This is a genomic window from Rhodanobacter sp. G1 (assembly GCF_055397855.1).
The window spans coordinates 3,343,894-3,361,173 of record NZ_AP039674.1 but is presented as its reverse complement, the minus strand read 5'-3'; the positions used below and the strand labels follow the sequence as shown (position 1 = coordinate 3,361,173).

Genomic DNA, 17,280 nt, shown 5'->3' with positions numbered 1-17,280 from the left:
GCGTTTTACCCCGGGTTTGCGACAGCGGTATGAAGGCGCGCCCGGATCGGTTGCTCAGCTTGCGCTGCCCGCCTGCAGTTCGGCGATGGTGCGGCTTGCCTGGGCCAGGCCGTTGGCTTGCGCGCGGGCATCGTCGGCGATCTGCCGGATCAACTGGCCCACCTGGCCCGACGAGCCGGTGATGGCCTGCATCGACTGGCCGGCGCGCTCGGCATGGCCGGCGCAGCTGGTCACGGCATCGGTGGTGCTCTGCACCAGGGCCTGGATGTTCCTGGCGGACTCGGCGCTGCGTTGCGCCAGCGCGCGCACCTCCTGCGCCACCACCGCGAAGCCCTTGCCCAGTTCGCCGGCGTGCGCGGCCTCCACCGCGGCGTTGAGCGAGAGGATGTTGGTCTGGAAGGCGATCGAGTTCATCACCGAGATGATCTCGCTCATGTCCCTGGAGTGCTGGTTGATGTCGGCGATGTCGGCCACCAGCCGCGCCACCAATGCGCTGCCGGCGTTCGCGCTCTCGGTGGCTTCGGCGGCCAGCCTGTTGGCGGTCTGCGCCTCGCCGGCGATCGCGGGCACGGTGGCGTTGAGCTCCTCGACCGAGCGGCGCAGCGCCTGCGCGGCCATCGTCTGGCGCGTCACGTCGGTGGCCAGCTTGACCACCTTGTGCGGCCGGCCCGAGGCGTCGAGGATGGGGTTGTAGCTGGCCTGCAGCCACACCGGACTGCCGTCGCGGCGCACGCGCTTGTACAGGCCGGCGTTGTACTCGCCGTCGTGCAGGCGCTTCCAGAATTCGGGGTAGGCCGCGCTTTCGCGCTCCTTCTTTTCGACGAACATGCGGTGGTGCTGGCCGATCACCTCGTCGCGCCGGTAGCCCATCGCGGCGAGAAAGTTGTCGTTGACGTCCTGCACGACGCCATCGAGGTCGAAGGTGATGACGGCCTGTGCGCGGTCGATGGCTGCGAGCCTGCCCTCCATGTCCGCCGCCGCGAGGCGTTGCTCGGTGACGTCGGTGGCGTGCTTGACCACGCGGCGCACGCGTCCGAGCGGGTCGCGGATCGGGCTGTAGCTGCCCTGGATCCAGACCTCGCGGCCGTTGGCGTCGATGCGCCGGAACAGGCCGCTGTGCGGCTCGCCCTCGCCGAGCCGCCGCCAGAACTCGCGGTAGGCCTCGCTGCCGCGCTCGGCGGGATCCACGAACATGCGATGGTGCTGGCCGACGACCTGCTCGCGGTCGTACCCGAAGCAGCGCAGGAAGTTGTCGTTGGCCTCCAGGATCGTGCCGTCCGGCGCGAACTGGATCACCGCCTGCACGCGGTCGATGGCCTCGACGCGGCCGAGCAGGTCATGCCGCTCGCGCTGGTCTTGCCATGCCTGCCGCAGTTTGCGCAGGTGCTCGAAGCGCAGGCCGCGCAGGCGATCGAACAGGGAATACAGGGTCGTGGTCATACGGCTCTCCCCGAGCTCGGGCGTCATCCTTCTCGCCACGATAGCGGCAGGGACGGACGGGACTTGAGGAGCAAGCGGCTGTTTCGTCACCGGCTGCGCGTGCGGCAAACGCGCCGCACGCGCATCAGAACAGCCACTGCGCGGCCTGCGCGCGCTGGCGCGCATCCAGGTGCGGGTTCGGCGGCGTGGGGCCGTAGCCCAGCAGGTAGTCGATGGCGCGATGGCCCTTGGTGTCGGCCTGCTGCGGGTCGGCGCCCGCGTCCAGCAAGGCCTTGATCAGATCCGGCGAGCCGTTGGCGGCGGCGTACATCAGGGCGGTGCGGGCGTCGTCGCCGAGTGGCTGGCTGAAGCCGCCCTGGACGCCCCAGGTGGTCGCGTTGACCGCGGCGTGCTGTTGCAGCAGCAGGTTCGCGATGCCGGCCTGGTCGAATTGCGCGGCTTCCATCAGCGCGGTCTTGCCGATGGCGTTGCGTTCGTCGACGTCGGGTTCGTGCTGCAACACCTGCGGGAAGGCCGCGGGGTCGGCCACCGCGACCAGCAGCAGCGGATCCACGCCGGCGTACTGGGCGCAGGCGCTGATTTCCGGGGCATCGGTGTGATCGTTGCCGTCCAGCTGCTGCGCGATGTCGTGCAGCGACGCGTGTTCCAGCAGCATCCTCCGCAGCGATGTCGCGGGAACGCTGCCGCCACAGTTTCCTCCCCACGTTGCCATGAACAAGGCGATCTTGGCGGCCTGCTCGCTGTCGGCACGGTCGAGGTGCATCTGCTTGCGGTAGTAGGTGGAAAGCTGGTCGTGGGCGGCGACGTAGAGCTTGCGCAGGTATTGGCTTACGGCGTAGTTGTTGAGGCTGGTGTAGCCCCAGACCTGGTACGGATAATCGAAACTGGGGGTGGGCGCGTGGAGAAGATTCGCTTGCAGGAAGTATCGCGGGTTCAGTCGTAGTTGCTCATTGGCAGCGTTTTGCGCGGTCGCCAAGCCATAGCCCGCCGAGCCTTGGAATGAATCGATGAAGTTGCCGTCGGCCTCGGTGGAAGCTGTTTCGAAGGCTGTCACTGCCTTGGCTGGGAATCCCATGCGTTCGAAGTCGCTCTCGGCGCAACCCGAGCGGGGCATGAAGTTGTCGCGGTTGCTGCCGTAGTACTCGTCGGTGGCGGCGATAAGCGCAGGGTGTGCAATCAGGAGCGGACAGGGAATGTCGTAGTACGAGCTGTTCGTGATGCCGGTTTCTGAAGCCAGCCGAATGATATTGAGCAGCGAATCGTCGCTGCCGTCGTAGGGCATAAGCGGGAAGTCGTTGACCTTTCCTGGTGAAGATGTCGCTTTCTGGTACAGGTCGCTTTGCAGTGCGCGGATGATGGCGTCGCGCGCAGGCGTCCGTGGCTCGAAGCTGTGCAGGAACAACGCGTAGTCGAGTTCGCCCTGTGCGTCCACGTGGGAATAATGTTCGAGGATGGGGGCGGCCTGCTGCGGCTGCGTGTCCATCTCATCGAGTGCGGCGTAGCGGCTTCCGGATGGTGACAGGGCTGGTTCGCTGCTTGCAGCGACAGCCCGGCTCGCGGCGGGCGGCGGCGTGACGTGCGGGTTCAACTGCCCTGGATGGAGCGCGAGCGCTTCGTCTTTCGAGTAGTCGACCGGCCCATCCACGGGGCAATCGAGCACGGGGCCACCCAGCGCCTTGAGCATGTTGTCAGCCGCGACGAACTGCGGCACGCGCCCGATCACCGTGCGGCAGGGCAGGCGCACCCACGTTCCGTCCACGGGCGATGTGGTCGCAAAGCCGATGCCCATCACGTTGCCTGTGCGGTCGAACGGGTTGCCAAGCATCCTGAACAAGCTGCCATCCACGTCGCGCAGTGCGGCGTAAAGACGGATCAGTGGTGACTGGTTTTGTGTGGCCGAGGCGAAGCTCCGGTAGAACCCTGAGTTGTCTGTTTTCCAGTCATAGCTCTTTTGCCCAGGGAATGTCGGGCGAAACTCATCGGCGGCTTGCTCGGCTTTCGCGATCGACGCATCCATGCCCTCGAAATCGCCGCGCAGGAAATCGGCGTAGGCATCGACGATCTGCACACGGGCATCGGGCACAACGCCCTTGGGCGCCGGCCAGACGGGCTGTCCCGCCGACACGCGATCGAGGTTGGACTGGATGACGACCATCAGGCCGCGGGGATCGCCGGCGTTCTTCCATTCGTCCGCGTCGACGGCGACCTTTGGCCTGGCGCTGGACGCGCATCCCGGCTGCCCTGCAGCGCAGGCCGGGCTTGCCGGCGACATGCTGGCGCCGGCGGTGAAGCACGGTACGCACAGCGCAAGCATGGCGAGCCAGCGTGCGTGCGCGATGCGGGGCCGGGTGATGGGCGATGTGGTGCGGGCCGCTTCCTGCATGGTCGAGTCTCGATGTGCGGAGATGAACCTGTCGCTGGTTCAGGGAGGGTCTGGTTGATCGACTTCCTGCTCGTCATCCCGGCCTTCGCCCACTGCTGTCCGGAATAATCTGGGGATGGTGTCGAAGGATGAAGGCCCGCGCCGCTTGCACGAAGCATGGCGAGAAGGCGACTTCATTTCCGATAACGACCACCTATCCAGACTGTCATCCCGGCGAAGGCCGGGATCCAGTAGCGACCATGTTCGCTCAGGCCGCACGGCCACTGGATGACTCGCTTCGCTCGCCCCTTCGGGGCCGCCCTGCGGGCGTTCTGCGCGCTTCGCGCTTGTCCGGCCTGCGCCGGAATGACGAGAAAGACCCCGGCCACGAATGTTCAAAATTATTCCGGACAGTAGTGGGCCTGCGCCGGGATGACGAGCAAAATCCGAGCTCGCCTGAGGGCGCTGTCGCGGCGAGAGGCAGCCTCACTCCTCGGCGCCATCCCCGGCGAATGCTTCCGGCGCGGAACCGAAATCGCCATCGGCCTGCGCCGCCATGTACGACCACGCCGCGTACGCCGCCACGTTCTGCGCCAGTTCCTTGGGATCGACCTTGTCCAGCGTGTCGTTGCTGGTGTGGTGCCAGTCGAAGTAGCGCGTGGCGTCCTGGTCGAGGGTGAGCGCGGCCATGCCTTTTGCGTGCATGGAGCCGAGGTCGGAACCGCCGCCGCCGGGTCGCGCGGCGTCGTAGGCCACGCCCAGCGGCTCGAGCACGGCAGCGATCTGTTCGATGGCGTGGCGCGCCTGCGGCTTCACGCTGGCGCTCATGCGGTAGACCTTGCCGGCGCCGAGGTCGGAGTCGGTGCCGAGCATGAAGTCCGCGACTTCCTTCGCGTGCCTGTCGGCGTAGGCACGCGCGCCCCACAGGCCCATCTCCTCGTTGGCGAAGGCGATCACGCGGATGGTGCGGTCGGGGCGCTGCGGCAGGTCGCGGATCAGCTTGGCGGCGGCCATCGAGATGGCGATGCCGGCGCCGTCGTCGATCGCGCCGGTGCCGGGATCCCACGAGTCCAGGTGCCCGCCGATGGCGACGACCTGGTTCGGGTATTTGCTGCCGGTGATCTCGCCGATCACGTTGGCGCCGGTGTATTCGCCCACGATGCCGCAGTCGAGGTTGAGCTTCACCGTCACCGGCTTGCCGTAGGCCAGCACGCGTTCGAGCTGGTCGGCGTCGGGGTTGGACAGCGCGGCGGCGGGGATGCCCTTGTCGCCGGGCTTGAAGCCGGTGACGCCGGTGTGGGCGATGCGCTCGTGCGCGTCGGTGCCGGCCGAGCGCAGCAGGTAGCCGGCGGCACCCTTTTCTGCGGCGATCACCGGGCCGGCCGTGCGCACCGCCGAGCCCATGCCGTAGTCGTGGCCGTCCTGGTGACGCTGCATGCGGTAGCCCACGTAGACGATCCTGCCCTTGATCGCGGCGGGGGCGGCGGCCTTCAGCGCGGCGAGGCTGTCGAAGCCGACGACTTGCGCGGTAAGCCCGCCCTTGGGCGTACCCGGCGAATAGCCCAGCGCGGTGAGCACGAGGTGCTGCGGGAACGGTGCCACGATGGCGCCGCTCTCATGGCGTCGCACCCACTTGGGATAGGTCGCCGGCTCGGTGTAGACCTTGTCGAAGCCCAGCGCCTTGAACTTCGCCACCGCCCAGTCGCGGGCGCGCTGGTCGGCGTCGCCGCCGGCGAGGCGCGGGCCGATTTCGGTGGTGAGCGATTGCAGCACGGCGTAGGCGGTGCCGTCGTGCAGTGCCTTGTCGCGCAACCGTTCGGCCGTCTTTACGGCCGCATCGGGGATGACGGTGTCGGCGGCGCTGGCCGCGCCTGCGGCAAGCAGCAGGCCGGCGGCGAGCAGGGTGAGGGCAGGGCGGCGCATGCGCGGGATTCCCGGTTGGAGTGGGTTTTGCCCGTCATCCCGGCGCAGGCCGGGATCCAGTTGGGGCTGCGCTACATCCGAGCCCCGTGATCGCTGGATTCCGGCCTGCGCCGGAATGACGGCCAGGAAACAGGATGCCGAATCCTTACGGCCTACTGCTTGTTCTTCAGCAGGTCGCGGATCTCGGTGAGCAGGGCCACGTCGGCCGGCGGCGCGGCGGGCGTCTCTTCCTGCTTCTTCTGCAGGCGGTTCACTACCTTGATCAGCATGAAGATCGCGAAGGCGACGATGACGAAGGTGATGATGGTGTTGATGAAGCTGCCGTAGTTGATCGCCACCTCGGCGATCTTGTGCTTGGGATCGCTGTCGTCGGCGGGCTTGAGCACCCATTTCATCGCGGAGAAATCGATGCCTCCGGTGAGCACGCCGATCGGCGGCATGATGACGTCGCTGACCAGCGAGCTGACGATCTTGCCGAACGCGCCGCCGATCACGATACCGACGGCCATGTCCAGCACGTTGCCGCGCATCGCGAATGCCTTGAATTCCTGCAGCATGCTCATTGGTGCTACTCCCCGTGGGTGATAAGCCGGATGGCTGGAGAGACTCTAGCGCAGCATGCGCTGTTCCGGCATGCGGGCCGGGGTGGCGGAATCCCGCGGCGGTTCAGGCGACGCGGCCAGCCAGTTCGGCGTAGCCGGCGAGTTCGGCGTGGAAGCGGTCGCCGCGTTCCAGCGCGGCCACGCCGGCGGGCGTGCCGGTGAACACCAGGTCACCGGGCTGGAGCTCGAACAGCGTGGAGAGCGCGGCGAGGACGTGCGGCACGTCGTGGATCATCTCGCCCAGCCGTGCGTGCTGGCGCAGCGTGCCGTTCACCGCGAGGCGCAGCTCGGTGTCCGGGCCGGGCAGGGCGCCGTCGAGCCTGCGCAGCGCCGACACCGGCGCGGAATGGTCGAAGGCCTTGGCCACGTCCCACGGATGACCCTTGGCCTTGGCCTGCGCCTGCAGGTCGCGGCGGGTGAGATCCAGCCCCACGCCCACGCCCCACACCAGCGCGGCGGCGCGCTCCGCCGGCACGTCGCGGCCGCCCGCGCCCAGCGCCAGCACCATCTCCACTTCGTGGTGCAGTTCCTGCGTGGCGGAGGGATAGGGCACGTCGGCGCCGTCGGTCACCACCGCGTCGGCCGGCTTGCAGAAGAACATCGGCCGGCCGGGTTCCACGGCGGCGCCCATTTCCTTCGCATGGTCGGCGTAGTTGCGGCCGATGCAGAAGATACGGCGTACCGGGAAGCGCAGCGTGCTGCCGAGTACCGGCAGGCTGGGGATGGCATGCGGGGCGATGGCGTAGTCCATGCCGCCTAGCGTAGCGCCTCGTGGACGCCGGATGACAGCTGTCACGCGCGACGCCTGATGCTTGCCCGTGTCGCGCGCAGGGTGCCGAACCTACCGTATCCGGCATGAAACCATCGAGGGGACTGCGGTGAGCAATACCGATCTGCTGAAGGAATTGCGCATCGAGCGCCACCAGCGCGAGGCACACGACGGGCGCATGCCGCGCTGGCCGTGGATCGCTGGTGCCGCGGTGCTGCTGCTGGCGCTGATCGGCGGCGGCGCCTGGTGGGCGATGGGCCATCGCGCCATCGCGGTGCAGACCGCCATGGCGGTGTCGCCGGCCAGCGACCCGGGTGCCGGCGCGGTGCTGCAGGCCACCGGCTACGTCACCGCGCGGCGGCAGGCCACGGTGTCGGCGCAGATCACCGGCACGCTTACCGCGGTGCTGATCGAGGAAGGCGATCACGTGAAGAAGGGCCAGGTGCTGGCCCGGCTGGACGACAGCGCCTACAAGGCCGCGCTGGATGCGGCGCAGACGCAGGCCGCCGCTGCGCATGCGCTGGTGGCCCAATACCAGGCCCAGCTGGCGCAGAACCTGCGCGATGCCGCGCGCCAGCAGTCGCTGGCCGTGCAGGGCCTGGTGCCGAAGCAGACGGCGGAGCAGGCGTGCACGCTGGCCGACAGCACGCGCGCCCAACTGCTCGCGCAACAGAAGACCGCGGCGTCGGCCGACGCGCAGGTGGCCGAGGCGCGGGTCAACTTCGACTACTGCGTGGTGCGCGCGCCGTTCGACGGCGTGATCACCACCAAGGACGCCCAGGTCGGCGAGATCGTCTCGCCGTTCTCCGCCGGCGGCGGCTTCACCCGCACCGGCATCGGCACCATCGTGGACATGGATTCGCTGGAAGTGGACGTGGACGTCAACGAGGCCTACATCGGCCGCGTGAAGCCCGGCATGCCCGCCGAGGCGGTGCTCGACGCCTACCCGGACTGGCGGATTCCCTCTCACGTGATCGCCATCGTGCCCGCCGCCGACCGCGGCAAGGCCACGGTGAAGGTGCGCGTGGCGCTGGAGCGGAAGGATGCGCGCATCGTGCCCGACATGGGCGTGCGCGTGTCCTTCCTCGAACAGAAGTCGACGGACGTGGCGCAGGCGCCGAAGGGCGTGCTGGTGCCGGCGAAGGCGATCGTGCAGCGCGACGGCCGCAGCGTGGCGTTCGTGGTCGCCGGCGGCAAGGCGCACTTGCGCGCGGTGCAGCCGGCGGCGCAGGACTACGGCGACATGAAGCTGATCCCGGACGCGCTGCAGGCGGGCGACGCGGTGGTGCTGTCGCCGCCGGCCGCGCTGCGCGACGGTTCGGACGTCCAGACGGAAAAGCCCTCCCACTGATTGACGCGCCCGCAACGGGCGGGCGCGGGCATCGAACCCTCCATCCGGCCAACATCCATCGGAGCAACGCCATGGACACACTGATCCAGATTCGCGACCTCTCCAAGGTCTACCAGCGCGGCAAGCAGAAGGTCGAGGTGCTGCACCACATCGACCTCGACATCGCCGAGGGCGACTTCCTCGCGCTGATGGGGCCGTCGGGCTCGGGCAAGACCACCTTGCTCAACCTGATCGGCGGCCTCGACTCGCCTACCGCCGGAAGCATCAGCGTGGCCGGTTCGCGCATCGACCAGCTGGGCGGCGGCGCGCTGGCGAAGTGGCGCGCGTCCAACGTGGGCTTCGTGTTCCAGTTCTACAACCTGATGCCGATGCTGAGCGCGCAGAAGAACGTGGAACTGCCGCTGCTGCTCACCAAGCTCTCGGGTGCGCAGCGCCGGAAGAACGCGGCCATCGCGCTGCAGCTGGTGGGCCTGGCCGAGCGCGCCTCGCACAAGCCCAGCGAACTCTCCGGCGGCCAGCAGCAGCGCGTGGCGATCGCCCGCGCCATCGTCTCCGATCCCACCCTGCTGGTGTGCGACGAGCCCACCGGCGATCTCGACCGCCAGAGCGCGGAGGACGTGCTCGGCCTGCTGCGCACGCTCAACCGCGAGCACGGCAAGACCATCGTGATGGTCACCCACGACCCCAAGGCCGCCGAGTACGCCGATCACACGCTGCATCTGGACAAGGGCACCCTGGCCGGGCAGGTGGCGGCATGAACGCGCACTTGCTTTCTCCCTCTCCCCGTCGGGGAGAGGGCTGGGGTGAGGGGGCAATCTTGCTGCGTGGCTCGATGAAACTACGCTCCGAGATATTCCCTCGCGAGCACGCGCCCCTCATCCGCCCTCTGGGCACCTTCTCCCCGAGGGGGAGAAGGGAAAATGCCAGGGAGTCAACGCCATGAAATATTTCCACCTCATCTGGGCCGCGCTGTTCCGGCGCAAGTCGCGCACCTTCCTCACCCTGGTGTCGATCATGGCCGCGTTCGTGCTGTTCGGCCTGCTCGACTCGGTGCGTCAGGCCTTCGACGCGGGCGACAGCGTGGCGGGCGCGGGCCGGCTGATCGTGAACTCGAAGATGTCGATGCAGCAGCCCTTGCCCGAAAGCCTGGGCGCGCGCATCGCCGCGGTGCCGGGCGTGGCGTCGGTGGCCTCGGCGAACTGGTTCGGCGGCGTCTACCAGGATCCGCGCAACCAGGTCGTCAGCTTCGCGGTGAGCCCGAACTACTTCGACCTGTATCCGGAACTGGATCTGCCGGCCGACCAGCGTGCCGCCTGGGACAAGACGCGCACCGGCGCCGTGGTGGGCGCCGCGCTGGCCAAGCGCTTCGGCTGGAAGATCGGCGACAAGATCCCGCTGCAGTCCACCATCTTCCCGTCCAAGGCCAGCGGCAACAGCACCTGGACGTTCGACATCACGGGCATCTTCCATGCGAAGGATCCCCGCGACGCCGGGCGCGAGCAGATGCTGATGTTCCACTGGAAATACTTTGACGAGAACAACGCCTTCGGCGCCGGCACCGTGCACTGGTACGTGGTGAAGGTGGCCGACCCGGCGCGGGCCGACGCGGTGGCGAAGGCGATCGACGCGATCTCGGCCAACTCCGACCACGAGACCCGCGCGCAGACCGAGCAGGCGTTCCAGGCCTCCTTCATCAAGCAACTGGTGAACATCGGCCTGATCGTCAGCGCGATCATGGGCGCGGTGTTCTTCACCCTGCTGCTGCTGACCGGCAACACCATGATGCAGGCGGTGCGCGAGCGCACCTCGGAGCTGGCGGTGCTCAAGACCATCGGCTTCTCCAGCCGCAGCGTGCTGGCGATGGTGCTGACCGAAGGCGTGCTGCTGCTGCTGCTCGGCGGCGTGGTCGGGCTGGCGCTGGTGTCGCTGATCGTGCCCGGCATTGGCGCCGCCAGCGGCGGCATGGTGCCGGTGCATGCGGTGTCCGGCAGCACCTGGTTGGCCGGCGTGCTGCTGATGGTTCTGATCGGCGTGGTGGTGGGACTGCCGCCCGCGTGGCGCGCGATGCGCCTGAATATTGTCGACGCCCTGAGCGGCCGGTGAGGAGCACGCCATGAAGAAATTCCTGATCAATTTTGGCCTGCTGGTGCTGGTCGCGGCGGCACTGACGGCATGGACGGCGCTGCCGTGGTTCGGCGTCGCGGCGCTCGCCGTGGCGCTGGCGCTGTGGATGGCGCTCACGCGCAGCGGCCGCCAGGCCGGCTCGGTGACCGCGGTGGGCGTGGGCACGTTGCGCCAGCGGCTGGGTTCGTCGTCGGTGATCGTGGTCGGCATCGCCGGCGTGGTCGGCGTGCTGGTGGCGCTGCTGGCGATGGGGCAGGGCTTCCAGGCCACGCTGCAGAGCGGCGGCCGCGACGACACCGCGATCGTGCTGCGCGGCGGCTCGGTGTCCGAATCGCAGTCGGTGCTCACCCGCGACGACGTGGACGCCATCGAACAGGCGCCGGGCATCGCGCGCGATGCCGCCGGCAAGCCGCTGGCCTCGGCCGAGCTGGTGGTGGCCGCGAACATGCGCAAGAAAGGTTCCGACGACGAGGCCAACGCGCAGCTGCGCGGCGTGGACGATGCGGCCTGGGCCTTGCGGCCGAAACTGAAGATCCTCGCGGGCCGCGCGTTCAAGCCGGGCCTCAACGAACTGGTGGTGGGTCAGGGCGCGCAGCGCGAGTTCGCCGGCCTGGACGTGGGCGACGAAGTGAAGCTGGGCCGGCAGAGCTGGAAGGTGGTCGGCGTGTTCGCCAGCGGCGACGCCTACGATTCGGAACTGTGGGCCGACCGCCAGGAAGTGGCCTCGGCCTACCGCCGCGGCAACAGCGCCGAATCGGTGCTGGTGAAGCTCACCGGCGCGGCGGCATTCGATCCGTTTAAGGCGGCGCTGGCCAGCGATCCCAAGCTGAAGGTGGAAGCCGACACCACGCGCGAGTTCTTCGCGAGGCAGTCCGAAGGGCTGGCCAAGACGATACGCGTGGTGGGCATCGTTGTCGGCGTGATCATGGCCATCGGCGCGATGTTCGGTGCGCTCAACTGCATGTTCGCCGCGGTGGTCGCGCGTGCCCGCGAGATCGCCACCCTGCGCGCCATCGGCTTCCGCAGCGTGCCGGTGGTGGTGTCGGTGATGCTGGAAACCATGCTGCTTGCCCTCGCCGGCGGCTTGCTTGGCGCGCTGCTGGTGTGGCTGGTGTTCGACGGCTACACCGCCTCCACGCTCAACGGCCTCACCGACGTGATGTTCCAGTTCAAGGTCGGCCCCGCGCTGATCTGGACGGGCCTGAAGTGGGCCTTGGCGATCGGCTTCGTCGGCGGCCTGTTCCCCGCCGTGCGCGCGGCGCGGTTGCCGGTGACCACGGCGCTGCGGGAGCTGTGAGCCTGAAAGTCCATCTCCCGGCGGGAGATGGGTGAGGGTTGGCGGCTGTCCGCGATGCGGGCGCTATGATCGCCCGCATCCAATCGTCGCAGGGGAAGCGGAATGCGTCAGGGAAGATGGTGGAGCGTGCCATGCACGGCCTTGGCGATGCTGGGGCTTTCCGGATGCGTGGGCTTCGTGGCGCGACAGATCGAGCATCCGGGACGCTCCAACCAGAAGTCGCTGGCACCCTTTCGCCAGGTGCTCGGGCAGTCGGGCTTCCGCTACGACGCCATGCAAACGCGGCAAGGCGTGCGCATCGCCTACTGGTATGGCCAGCCGCGCGCTTACGGCGTGACGCAGGCGGTTTCGGAACAGAGCGAAGGCGGCCATGTGGCGTTCCGCGTCGCATTCCGTTTCAAGGCACAGGCGGATGCCGCACCGTTGCCGGCACGCGGCAGCGTCGTGCTGCTGCATCCCTGGGGCACCGAGGGCAGCGCCATGACGGGCTGGGGCTTGGCGTTCGCCGGGGCGGGCTATGTGGTGGCGATGCCCGACCTGCGCAGCCAGGGGCGTTCCGAAGATGCCCCCGTGGGTTACGGCCCACGCGAGGCGGAAGACGTTGTCGATCTGGTGCATCAGATGGAAGCAGCGCATCGCCTGCCTGCCCCGCTGTACCTGCTGGGCGCTTCCTATGGCGCCACGGCGGCCCTGTTCGCCGCGCCACAGTTGCCCGAGGTGCGTGGTGTGATTGCGCTGGAGCCGTATGCGGATGCCGTGGACGCGATCCACCGCGCGCCAGGCAGCGGCCTGTTCGGCCATCGCTGGCTGGCACGCTGGATTGATTCGCACGAGCTGGACGAGGCCATCGCACGCGCCGACCGCACGCTGGGCGTGAACCTGGCACGGATCGATCCGGGTGCCGCCCTGGCGAGAACGCAGGTCTGTACCTTGATCCTGGGCGGCGAACACGACACGTTGATTCCGCCGTCCGCCCTGCGCGGCCTCGCGCGGCATTCGCCGCAAGCGCGCTTCGTGGAGGTCGACGGCGAGGGGCACCTCACGCTGCCGATGCGCACGGATCGGCTGTTTCCACCGATGCTGAAGTGGATCGACGCCCTGCCGGATGCGCCCGGCAAGGCATGCCCCGGCTACGCGCCGTTGCCAGCGGCTACGGCATCACCGGCGGCACGTAGCTGAGCGTCAGCCCCAGCAGCCACAGCAGGCCGATCACCAGCGGCACGTGCACCAGCAGTTGCACGAAGGTATAGCCCACCACGTCGCGTGCCTTCAGGCCCAGCACGCCGAGCAGGGGCAGCATCCAGAACGGGTTGATCAGGTTGGGCAGCGCCTCGGCGGCGTTGTACACCTGCACCGCCCAGCCCAGGTGCACGTGCAGGTCGTTCGCCGCCTGCATCACGTAGGGCGCTTCCACCAGCCACTTGCCGCCGCCGGAAGGCACGAAGAAGCCGAGGATGGCGGAGTACGCGCCCATCACCGCGGGAAAGCTGTCGGTGCTGGCCACGTGCACGAACAGCTGCGACAGACGGTGCGCCAGCGTCACGCCGCCCGCGCCCTGCGCATGGGTGAGCAGGGCGGCGATGCCGCCGTACAGCGGGAACTGGATCAGCACGCCGGCCGTGCTCGGCACCGAGCGCGCCACCGCATCGAGGAAGCTGCGCGGGCGCCAGTGCAGCAGCAGGCCCACGGTGAGGAACAGGAAGTTGTAGGTGTTGAGGTTGGCGATCGCGCTCACCACCGACTTGGTGGCGAACTCGTGGCCCAGCCAGCCCAGGCCCAGCAGGCCGATCAGCACCGCCAGCAGCGGGCTGTATTCCAGCCACTCGCCGGGGCGCTGGCGCGGCGGCAAGGGCGGCACGGCCGTCGCCTCGCTCACGCCGAAGTAGTGCGCCGTGCGCGCGTTGCGATCCGATGGCGCGGTGAACCAGCACACCAGCAGCGAAGCCGCGATCAGGCAGGCGGTGAGCGCGAAGGACTGCCACAGGAAGATGGTGCTGGTGAACGGCAGCACGCCGGTGATCGCCAGTAGTCCGGGTGGCATGCTGGCCGGGTTCGCCTGCAGCTGTGCCGCCGACGAGGACAGGCCCATCGCCCACACCGCGCCGAGGCCGAGGTACGCCGCCGCGCCGGCCGCGCGGTAGTCCATGCGCAGCGTCTCGCGCCGCGCCAGCGCGCGCACCAGCAGGCCGCCGAACACCAGCGAGAAGCCCCACGACAGCAGCGAGGCCAGCATGCTCACCAGCGCCACGTAGCAGATCGCGCCGCGGCCGGTTTTCGGGAAGCGTGCGAGGAAGTCGATGAAGCGCGCCACCACCGGCGCGGTGGCCACCACATAGCCGCCGATCACCACGAAGGCCATCTGCATGGTGAACGGGATCAGGCTCCAGAAGCCGTCGCCGAACGCGTTGACGGTGGCCACGGGCGTCGAACCGAAGGCCAGCGCGGCGATCGCCACGACCGCCACGCCCAGCGCCGCGAACACCCACGCGTCGGGGAACCAGCGTTCCGACCATGCCGCGCAACGCAGCGCCAGCCGCGCCATCAGGCCTTCGTTCGTGCTGTTCATGCCCGGGATTCCTCGCCTGCGATGCCGCGGGCATGGTGGCGCGCGGCCGGCGCGCGGGGCAAGCCGACCAAGGTCGATCAGGCGCGTTTCTGCCGCGCCAGCGCGATGGCCGCCACGCCGAGCAGGATGATCGCCATGCCGGCGATTTCCGACGGCACGATGCGCTCGCTCGCCAGCAGCGCGCCGAACAGCACCGCCACCGGCGGGTTCACGTAGGCGTAGCTGGTGGCGAGCACCGGGCGCGCATGCTTGAGCACGTAGAGGTAGGCGCTGAAGCCGATCAGCGAGCCGAACACCACCAGGTAGGCCAGCGCGAGGTTGGCGTGCAGCGCGGGGTGCGCGGGCAGGCGCTCGCCGCCGCCGAAACCCATCAGCAGCAGCGACGCGCTGCCGCACAGCATCTGCGCGGCGGTGTTCATCGGGCCGGCCGGCATGTCCTGCCGCTTGCTCCACACCGAGCCGAACGCCCACGCGGCGGCGGCCAGCAGCAGGGACAGCGCGGCAAGGCGCGAACCGGCGAGGTCGCCGCCGAGATTGAGCACCACCACGCCGGCGAAGCCGATCGCGAGGCCCAGCATCTCGCGCCGGTTCGGCACATGCCCGTACCAGCTGCCGAACAGCGCGGCAAACAGCGGCATGCTGGCCACCGCCACGGCGGCGATGCCCGAGCTCACGCGTTCCTCGGCGAAGCACACCAGGCCGTTGCCGAGGCCGAGCAGCAGGGTGCCGACGAAGGCCGCGTTGCGCCACTGACGCAAGGTGGGTGGCGTCACGCCGCGCAGGCGCAGGAAGCCGAACAGCAACGCACCGGCGATCAGGAAACGCACGCCGGCCAGCAGGAACGGTGGCCAGCCTGCCAGCGCGAAGCGGATGCCGAGGTAGGTCGAGCCCCAGATCACGTACAGCGAAAGCAGGCCCACTGGCACCAGCAGGCGGGAGCGGTCGTGCGCCGCAATGGCGGCCGTGGTGTCGTTCATGGGGTGGCTTCGGCGGTGCCGCATCGTCGTGGGGAGGCGACGGCAGCGTGCATGATGGAGGAGGCGCGTGCGATGCGATAGCGAGCCTTGCGCAAGGCAGGCTTGAGGCGGCCTCAAGGCGGAAGCCGGATGTGAGTGAAGAAGAGTGAGCGGATGGAGCAGGGCTGGAGAGGCGCCTTGCCTTCTCTCACTTCTCGTTCTTCTTCACTGACTCCTTGGAAGTTCCGCGTGGCGCCGCTCGCGCGCCAGCAGCTCGCGCTTGCGCTGCACGCCCCAGCGCCAGCCGCCGGGCGAGCCGTCCTCGCGCACCACGCGGTGGCAGGGCACGATCAGGGCGAGGCGGTTGTTGCCGCAGGCGTTGCCCACCGCGCGCGCGGCCTTCGGCGCACCGATCGCGGCGGCCAGCTCGCCGTAGCTGCGCGTCTCGCCGGCGGGAATGCGGGTGAGCGCGTTCCACACCCGCCACTGGAACGCGGTGGCGGCCACGTCCAGCGGCGGCAGCGCGGGAGCGCCGGCATCGCTCCAGCCCAGCTCGCCGGCGATGTGCGCGATCACCGCGTCCAGCCACTCTTCGCGGCCGGCGTCCACGCGCTCGCGCGCGGCCTGCGGGAACTCGCCGGCGAGGCGCGCTTCCAGTTCCGCGTCGTCCGTGCCCAGCGTCACCGCGCAGATGCCGCGCGCGGTGGCCGCCACCAGCAACTGGCCCAGCGGCGTGGCGGTGGTGGTGTAGCGGATGCTGGCGCCCGCGCCGCCGGCGCGGTAGCTGGCCGGCGTCATGCCGAGCAGGCGGTCGCTGTGCTCGTACACGCGGCTGCCGGAGCCGAAGCCGGCTTCGTACACCGCATCGGCGACGGCCGCGCCGTCGCGCAGCGCGGCCTTGAGCTGGCCGAAGCGGCGGGCGCGGTGGTATTCCGCCGGGCTCATGCCGTAGCGGCGGCGGAATGCGCGCTGCAGATGACTGGCGCTCAATTGCGCGAAGCGCGCGAGCGCGTCCAGCGTGGGCGCCTCGTCGGCGCGTTCGATGTGCGCGCGCACGCGTTCGAGGGTGTCGTCGGTGGAGGAGGGCTGGGCGTTCATGGCGTCGTCCGCTGCGGTATGTCGCCATGGTGTGCCGGCGTGGCGCCGCGCGCCATCCGGATCTTGCGCGCCGGCGTCGCGTCAGCGCGCGACCGGCCCCTGGCGGATCACCACGAACTCGCCTTCCAGCACTTCCGGTGCCGGCTTGCTCGTGCGCACCGTCGAGGCCAGCGACGAATGCGCCCGCTTCCACTGGCGCCACGCCAGCCACAGGCCGCCGCCGAGCAGCAGCACGCCGGCCAAAGCCAGCCCGAACACCAGCAGCACGGCCACCACGGCCACGCCGACCAGCAGCGACAGTGCGCGCGCCAGCGGATGGCGGGAACGGCGGGGCGAGGGCAGGTGGATGCGCATGTGTTAAAAATCCGTGTGCTAAAATCAAGGACTTACGCGTGCAACGATGAGGCCATCCGGCCCGCAGGACAAGTGCCGATGGACACCGTTTCCCCTTCCTCCCTGCTGTGCCGGCTGGACGCGATCCCCGACGGCGGCGCCACCGCGGTCGAGGATGTGGTCGCCGCCGATGGCGAAAGCGTGATCGTGGCGCGCCGCGGCGGCGAGGTGCGCGCGTGGCTCAACATCTGCCCGCATGCCGGCCGCCGGCTGGACTACGCGCCGGGCATGTTCCTGCTCAAGGACGAGCTGCTGATCTGCGCCGTGCACGGCGCCAGTTTCGACCGCAACGACGGCGTGTGCGTGGCCGGCCCCTGCCGCGGCGAGCACCTGCGCGCGCTGGCGGTGGAAGTGCGCGGCGACGAGGTGTGGCTGGCGGCGCGGGATGCGGCGGGCTGA

At 69.2% G+C, this 17,280-nt stretch carries 15 protein-coding genes; 6 read left to right on the top strand and 9 right to left on the bottom strand.

Translation table 11 applies throughout. The features are described from left to right. Nucleotides 1–54 precede the first annotated feature (54 nt). The 5 genes from ACZ5Z2_RS14910 to ACZ5Z2_RS14890 all read right to left on the bottom strand — a co-directional run bounded on the left by ACZ5Z2_RS14910 (nt 55) and on the right by ACZ5Z2_RS14890 (nt 7,078). A complete protein-coding gene (locus ACZ5Z2_RS14910) occupies nt 55–1,440 on the bottom strand; it encodes a methyl-accepting chemotaxis protein (RefSeq protein ID WP_464759385.1) in 1,386 nt (461 codons plus the stop codon). Nucleotides 1,441–1,564: 124 nt separating this feature from the next. Next, on the bottom strand, nt 1,565–3,823 hold the full coding sequence (locus ACZ5Z2_RS14905) for an ankyrin repeat domain-containing protein (protein WP_464759384.1): 2,259 nt from the start codon (nt 3,821–3,823) through the stop codon (nt 1,565–1,567). Between the two features lie 465 nt (nt 3,824–4,288). Further along, nucleotides 4,289–5,725: a M20/M25/M40 family metallo-hydrolase gene (locus ACZ5Z2_RS14900; protein ID WP_464759383.1), complete on the bottom strand. Its 1,437-nt coding sequence runs from the start codon at nt 5,723–5,725 to the stop codon at nt 4,289–4,291. 152 nt (nt 5,726–5,877) lie between these two features. Beyond that, complete coding sequence (gene mscL, locus ACZ5Z2_RS14895) at nt 5,878–6,288, bottom strand: large-conductance mechanosensitive channel protein MscL (RefSeq protein WP_464759382.1); 411 nt, start codon at nt 6,286–6,288, stop codon at nt 5,878–5,880. A gap of 103 nt (nt 6,289–6,391) precedes the next feature. Next, a complete protein-coding gene (locus tag ACZ5Z2_RS14890) occupies nt 6,392–7,078 on the bottom strand; it encodes a fumarylacetoacetate hydrolase family protein (protein WP_464759381.1) in 687 nt (228 codons plus the stop codon). A gap of 127 nt (nt 7,079–7,205) precedes the next feature. Here ACZ5Z2_RS14890 and ACZ5Z2_RS14885 point away from each other — a divergent pair, with 127 nt between their 5' ends. From ACZ5Z2_RS14885 to ACZ5Z2_RS14865, 5 genes are all read left to right on the top strand, one after another. Continuing rightward, on the top strand, nt 7,206–8,447 hold the full coding sequence (locus ACZ5Z2_RS14885; RefSeq protein ID WP_464759380.1) for an efflux RND transporter periplasmic adaptor subunit: 1,242 nt from the start codon (nt 7,206–7,208) through the stop codon (nt 8,445–8,447). A 71-nt stretch (nt 8,448–8,518) separates the two neighbouring features. Next, nucleotides 8,519–9,205, top strand: coding sequence for an ABC transporter ATP-binding protein (locus ACZ5Z2_RS14880; protein WP_464759379.1), 687 nt, complete (start codon nt 8,519–8,521; stop codon nt 9,203–9,205). Nucleotides 9,206–9,386: 181 nt separating this feature from the next. Further along, entirely contained in the window at nt 9,387–10,550 is a 1,164-nt protein-coding gene (locus ACZ5Z2_RS14875; RefSeq protein ID WP_464759378.1) for an ABC transporter permease, read from the top strand. Nucleotides 10,551–10,560: 10 nt separating this feature from the next. Continuing rightward, a complete protein-coding gene (locus ACZ5Z2_RS14870; RefSeq protein WP_464759377.1) occupies nt 10,561–11,868 on the top strand; it encodes an ABC transporter permease in 1,308 nt (435 codons plus the stop codon). Nucleotides 11,869–11,970: 102 nt separating this feature from the next. Continuing rightward, entirely contained in the window at nt 11,971–13,047 is a 1,077-nt protein-coding gene (locus ACZ5Z2_RS14865; RefSeq protein WP_464759376.1) for an alpha/beta fold hydrolase, read from the top strand. On the opposite strand, the gene ACZ5Z2_RS14860 is transcribed toward ACZ5Z2_RS14865, so the two are convergent. The 4 genes from ACZ5Z2_RS14860 to ACZ5Z2_RS14845 all read right to left on the bottom strand — a co-directional run bounded on the left by ACZ5Z2_RS14860 (nt 13,019) and on the right by ACZ5Z2_RS14845 (nt 16,842). Then, complete coding sequence (locus tag ACZ5Z2_RS14860; protein ID WP_464761722.1) at nt 13,019–14,410, bottom strand: short-chain fatty acid transporter; 1,392 nt, start codon at nt 14,408–14,410, stop codon at nt 13,019–13,021. The genes ACZ5Z2_RS14865 and ACZ5Z2_RS14860 overlap by 29 nt on opposite strands. A gap of 101 nt (nt 14,411–14,511) precedes the next feature. Next, nucleotides 14,512–15,411: a drug/metabolite exporter YedA gene (gene yedA / locus ACZ5Z2_RS14855; RefSeq protein ID WP_464759375.1), complete on the bottom strand. Its 900-nt coding sequence runs from the start codon at nt 15,409–15,411 to the stop codon at nt 14,512–14,514. Between the two features lie 204 nt (nt 15,412–15,615). Continuing rightward, nucleotides 15,616–16,488 carry a methylated-DNA--[protein]-cysteine S-methyltransferase gene (locus tag ACZ5Z2_RS14850; RefSeq protein WP_464759374.1) on the bottom strand — a complete coding sequence of 291 codons (873 nt, stop codon included), beginning with the start codon at nt 16,486–16,488 and terminating at the stop codon, nt 15,616–15,618. Between the two features lie 81 nt (nt 16,489–16,569). Continuing rightward, nucleotides 16,570–16,842, bottom strand: coding sequence for a hypothetical protein (locus ACZ5Z2_RS14845; RefSeq protein ID WP_464759373.1), 273 nt, complete (start codon nt 16,840–16,842; stop codon nt 16,570–16,572). Between the two features lie 78 nt (nt 16,843–16,920). Here ACZ5Z2_RS14845 and ACZ5Z2_RS14840 point away from each other — a divergent pair, with 78 nt between their 5' ends. After that, nucleotides 16,921–17,280, top strand: coding sequence for a Rieske (2Fe-2S) protein (locus ACZ5Z2_RS14840; RefSeq protein ID WP_464759372.1), 360 nt, complete (start codon nt 16,921–16,923; stop codon nt 17,278–17,280).

What these genes read in the sequence shown, in the direction of transcription:
- ACZ5Z2_RS14890 (WP_464759381.1), bottom strand. Translation starts at nt 7,078, where the DNA reads ATGGACTACGCCATCGCCCCGCATGCCATCCCCAGCCTGCCGGTACTC.
- ACZ5Z2_RS14840 (WP_464759372.1), top strand. Translation starts at nt 16,921, where the DNA reads ATGGACACCGTTTCCCCTTCCTCCCTGCTGTGCCGGCTGGACGCGATC.
- ACZ5Z2_RS14910 (WP_464759385.1), bottom strand. Translation starts at nt 1,440, where the DNA reads ATGACCACGACCCTGTATTCCCTGTTCGATCGCCTGCGCGGCCTGCGC.
- ACZ5Z2_RS14880 (WP_464759379.1), top strand. Translation starts at nt 8,519, where the DNA reads ATGGACACACTGATCCAGATTCGCGACCTCTCCAAGGTCTACCAGCGC.
- ACZ5Z2_RS14845 (WP_464759373.1), bottom strand. Translation starts at nt 16,842, where the DNA reads ATGCGCATCCACCTGCCCTCGCCCCGCCGTTCCCGCCATCCGCTGGCG.
- ACZ5Z2_RS14905 (WP_464759384.1), bottom strand. Translation starts at nt 3,823, where the DNA reads ATGCAGGAAGCGGCCCGCACCACATCGCCCATCACCCGGCCCCGCATC.
- mscL (WP_464759382.1), bottom strand. Translation starts at nt 6,288, where the DNA reads ATGAGCATGCTGCAGGAATTCAAGGCATTCGCGATGCGCGGCAACGTG.
- ACZ5Z2_RS14850 (WP_464759374.1), bottom strand. Translation starts at nt 16,488, where the DNA reads ATGAACGCCCAGCCCTCCTCCACCGACGACACCCTCGAACGCGTGCGC.
- yedA (WP_464759375.1), bottom strand. Translation starts at nt 15,411, where the DNA reads ATGAACGACACCACGGCCGCCATTGCGGCGCACGACCGCTCCCGCCTG.
- ACZ5Z2_RS14860 (WP_464761722.1), bottom strand. Translation starts at nt 14,410, where the DNA reads ATGGCGCGGCTGGCGCTGCGTTGCGCGGCATGGTCGGAACGCTGGTTC.
- ACZ5Z2_RS14900 (WP_464759383.1), bottom strand. Translation starts at nt 5,725, where the DNA reads ATGCGCCGCCCTGCCCTCACCCTGCTCGCCGCCGGCCTGCTGCTTGCC.
- ACZ5Z2_RS14865 (WP_464759376.1), top strand. Translation starts at nt 11,971, where the DNA reads ATGCGTCAGGGAAGATGGTGGAGCGTGCCATGCACGGCCTTGGCGATG.
- ACZ5Z2_RS14875 (WP_464759378.1), top strand. Translation starts at nt 9,387, where the DNA reads ATGAAATATTTCCACCTCATCTGGGCCGCGCTGTTCCGGCGCAAGTCG.
- ACZ5Z2_RS14870 (WP_464759377.1), top strand. Translation starts at nt 10,561, where the DNA reads ATGAAGAAATTCCTGATCAATTTTGGCCTGCTGGTGCTGGTCGCGGCG.